At 61.5% G+C, this 4,731-nt stretch carries 1 pseudogene; it reads right to left on the bottom strand.

The features are described from left to right. Window positions 1-1,848 precede the first annotated feature (1,848 nt). A pseudogene (locus J2T21_RS20725) lies at window positions 1,849-3,053 on the bottom strand (IS110 family transposase). Window positions 3,054-4,731 lie beyond the last annotated feature (1,678 nt).

The raw sequence follows: 4,731 nt of genomic DNA on the forward strand, positions 1-4,731 counted from the left end.
GTGCGGACCCTGAAACCATTCACCAATAAAATAAATAAATTGGTATCAACAAATTTGGCACACTATTGAGTTCTCAAACAACAGACGCTTCCAACCTCCACGACCCGGGCTTATGATTCCTGCCGGCGCTTCGCTCTGGAGCAACTTGTCTACCTTACCCCACCGCGTGTCCCGACGCAAATCCACCGTTTCCGGCCCGACCTGGTCTAGCATGCGATTCCCGCCGTCGTTTCCGGCGCACGAAGGCAACCGGGAAAAACTGGGTGGGGGTTTTGGTAGAGATTTCGGTCGCCCGGCGATTCCTTCAGCGGCTTTCCCGCTGTGTCCCTCGCGGCGACTTAGAAAACTATACACACCGTTTCCCACCACGGCAAATCGGCGGTTACCTGCAACGACTGAGCAAAGAACCCATGCAAACAAAGGGAAGGCACGCTTGCCACGGCATCCAGTCAGGCCAATTGGCGGAAACAGAAAGTAGTGATCCGCGCCATGCTGACACCCCCGTAATCCAAAGCAGGCAGCTGCACGAATCTGGACGATTGATAGCTCGGCACGGTTTCACCCAGCTAAAGCAAGAGTTCCTTGATCAACAGGCTGAACAAGAACCAAGGAGGACAGCGCCTCACCCTTTGTTAGATTGTCACCGAACTTTGGGATCCACCCGGTACATCGGTGCGTCAAAATCAGCCATGGTCCTCCAGCTCAGATCTGGACCCCGCGACGATCCAGCAGTGCAAGCAAGAGAGCATTGAAGTCGTAGCTGCCAGTCAGCCTGGGCTTCACGTCGGTCTCAGAATACCGGGGATGGCGATCGGGATCCTGCGCGCGTACTATTCCCAGACCATGCCACGGGCAGTCACTATTGGCCCCATATTCGACTACGCAGTTTTCGGTACGCGCCATACGCGCATCCGACACTTGCTCAAGATTTTAACGGAGTGCGGTTGACTCGGCGTGTGCTCACGACACCGCTTTGGCGCCGAGCTCGAGCGTCTTCCGATCATGAGTGAGGCCGCCTCGCCGAAACGCTGACACGATCCCTCATGCGTCCCTGACCCCTGGGGTTCCGGTTATAAGAAAACCCGATACCAACGGCAGCGACTCCACCGGTGCTCTGCCATGATTCTCAACTGGATTGACGACCCGCGGCATAAATAGCGGAACTACACCGAGAGTGCCCGGTAGCTACTACCGCGGGCATCCTGCCACCTCAAGACAGAAGTAGAACTTAGTTCCTCCCTGTTCCCATGGCCTCCCACACCGGTGGCTAGGGTGTTCTGCATTCGAAGGCATAACAGCTATGCGGCGCGGCTTGGCTATGGAGCGGGTACCTACTACGGCGTCGATACACAGTCTTCTCGGTTGCTGTCGATTGTGCTCTGAAAACATGGATAGCATCGGGATCAAATGACGTCCGCTGTTCCTGACCGAGCAATGCACTCTCCCCGCTACCTCCTTGCAGCCACCCTTGGCTTCGGACCATCTCTGCGGTTAACTCTGGCTTAACTCTGGCTGCAAGAAGGGATTCCGCGCACCTCGGTTGAGTCTCGTGGATTTCTCTCTAACCGGGCAGGATGATGCATATAGGCCCCGGCAATGTCGTAGATACATAAATTCACGAGCTAGGCCCTTCAAGCCGGAATTAGTCGTGCGAGCAGCATTGACGCAGCACCATTGGCGCGAACCGACACGGTTGGTTACCGGAGGGTGCCCCTATCTTTTTCGCAAGCCCTTTTCGGGGTTTTCCCGGAAAAACTTTGCGAATTTCGGTGCCGGCGTTTTTGGGCATGGCTTCGCGCCCGGACCGGTGGTCCGGGCCGGGCTGAGGAAGTGTTTTCGGCTGGCGCTTTAGGCGGCGAGGGCCTCGGGCACCTCATAGGGAGCGCCGTCGCGGAGCATCGCGAACAGGACATTGCAGCGGCGGCGGGCCAGGGCGATCACGGCCTGGTTGTGCTTCTTGCCCTCGGCGCGCTTCTTGTCGTAGTAGGCCCGCGAGATGTGGTCCTTGCATTTCAGCGACGCGAACGCCGAGAGAAACAGGGCGCGCTTGAGGACCTTGTTGCCCTTGCGGGAGGAGTGGTCCCCGCGGATGGAGGTCCCGGACCGCCAGGTCACCGGCGCCAGCCCGGCATAGGAGGCCAGGTGTCCCGGGGTGGCGAAGTCCTTGCCGCTGACCTCGGTGAGGATCCTGGCCTGGGTGCGGATCCCGACCCCGGGCATGGTCTTGAGCAGCACGTGCAGCGGGTGGTCCTTGACCAGCTCCTCGACGCGGGCCAGCACGGCGGCGCGGGAGGCCCTGGTGTGGGCCAGGGAACGGGCCAGCTCGGGCAGGACGATGCCGGCGCCCTCGGTGCCCGAGACCACGACGCTCTGGGCGGCCAGGGCGGCGGTGACGTCCCTGGCCCAGCCCTTCCAGGCCCGGGGCGCGTGCTTGCGCAGCAGGGCGCCGATGCGGGCTTCCCCGGCCCGGCGCAGGGCCGCCGGGGTCGGGTATTTGGCCAGCAATTCGGCCATCGCCGGGTGATCCAGGTGCTTGCCGATGACCCGTTCCAGGGCCGGATGGATCTGGGTGAGCAGCCCGCGGATCCGGTTGGAGGTCGCGGTGCCCGCTTGGCCAGGTCGTCGTCGAATCCGCAGAGCATCGACAGCTCGGCGACCTGCGCCTCGGGGACCTCGACGGTGCGCAGGGATTCGGGCATGATGCGTGCAGCATTTGAGATTATGTACGCATCTCTCGAATCCGTTTTGGCCTCGCCGGGATGCAGATCAGCGATGCGGCGCATGGCCAGTCCGGGCAGGTATGCGACCTGGATCCCGGCGGCCTGGGCGACGGCGACCGGCAGTGCGCCGATGGTGGCCGGCTGGTCCACCACGAAGAGCAGGGGCCCGTGCTTGGCCAGGGACTTGATCAGGGTTCTGAGCTTGGCCTCGTCCTGCGGCAGGGCCTTGTCCAGGAGCTTCTTGCCGGACTTGTCCAGGGCCACGGCGTGGTGGTTGGTCTTGCCGACGTCGACGCCGATGAACACGTCGATGGAGTCGTGGTTGTGGATCATGGTGCACCTCATTCGTAGAGCCATGGGTCATGGCAGCGGATGAAACGGTGCTGGCTCGTCCTGCGGCTCCTCGGCTCGGCATCCACGTTACGACCGACAATTGGACGGGTGGTGGCTTGTCCGGATCCGGCCCCTATTAGCGATGTCCTTGGTGCCTTTCGGTCCCGGTGACAGCACCCCCCGGATCATGAAATAACAGGGGGAGTGAATCATGCCGGGACCGACAGGCCAGCAACCCCAATCCTTACCCATGAGGCTCGGTTAAGGGGCTACTAAAAAGGTAACGGGGGGTCTTCTTATCGAGCGTTCGGGCCGGCGAGGAATGCCAGCTTGTACTAGGGCATCAGCAGGCGACACGCGAGCAGACGCCAGACCGCCAACGACGAGCTTCGGCATGCGGCCGGAGACACGCCCACAATTGGCATATTTTTGGGCCACCATCGTCTGCGCCGGCGATCCACCCTTTTCCTGGCCTGCACCGCGCGTTTGTTGCCCCGCTGGGCAAGGAGTTCGTGCAGATGAAAACTTGTTTTCCTCATTGATACCTGAACTGCCGCGCTGTACTGTGCTTGGAATGCGCGTCAGGTCTAACCAGGACTTCAGAGTCGAGCGCATCCAGCGGCGAATCTCAGCTCGGCGATCCTTGATTCGAGGATCGAGGACATGCTCGAGGGAGAGGGCCGTCGGCGGAAGGTGGTACTTGGCCGAAGACTGATTTTGAATGCAACTGCTGCAGGAGGTCCTCACCGGCTGGGCACGATACCTGACGGCTCTGTTCTTCAACGTTGGAGGCAGTCCGATTCTGCTGTCGTGGGCCGTAGCCGGCATTCCAGGGCCGAGCGGTAACCCCACCGATGTGATCTGGCCCCGATCTGTCAGGCGAAACCCGGTGGGCTCGGAAGGTCGAGGGCCTCGAGCCAAAGTACGGAGGCCCAACGCGGGGAAGCGCAAGATTGTCTGTAGGCGGCCATGAGGAAATGCCCACCTGCGGCCACCGCTGAGCTCACAGATGGCCACAAACCAATGGACATTCGTGTGTGGTCCATTTCCTGCCACGGGCTTTCAAGCGTCCGAGCAAGAAGTTCTAAATTTGGCATTGGATCGGCACCAATAGGAGCCGTGCCTGACAGGGCCGGGACACACCTACCCTGCGACACGCTTCGGTCGGCATTCGCTGCCGATCCGGGGAAATACTGTTCGAGACGGACAGGTCGTGCCGATCTTCCGTTGTCCCACTGACCGGTGGGCACGCAATCGTAGCTGGACCCCACGTGACCCGGGCGCAAATCGAAGCCCCAGCCACCTGCGGATTCGAGCTTTTGGCGTGGCTGAGCGCCAGCGGGCCACCCTCGTGGCCGGGCATGGCAAATAGGGTGACCTCATGATGACCGCCAGTGGGCATATTTCCAAGGCCACCAACAGCAATTATCTCTTGCGGTCGTCGGTGCCGCCAAGGGCGTTCTGAATGCGGATCCCCTGAAGGTCACGTCCGACTGCCACGGATGACAACATCACGATGCCGTTGGGATGCGCCCAAGAAAGGGCAGTGCCCCGGGCGCATAGACCTCCGCGTTATGGTTGGTCGTTGGTTGCCCTGGTTTCGGCGGTGCCCTGTGCCCGGCCGGCCGGCGGGCGGGGCACGCCTTAAGCGGGTGCGGCCCCCGGCGGGTGCCGGGGG

This window comes from Paeniglutamicibacter psychrophenolicus (assembly GCF_030812255.1).
Taxonomy (GTDB): Bacteria; Actinomycetota; Actinomycetes; order Actinomycetales; family Micrococcaceae; genus Paeniglutamicibacter; species Paeniglutamicibacter psychrophenolicus_A.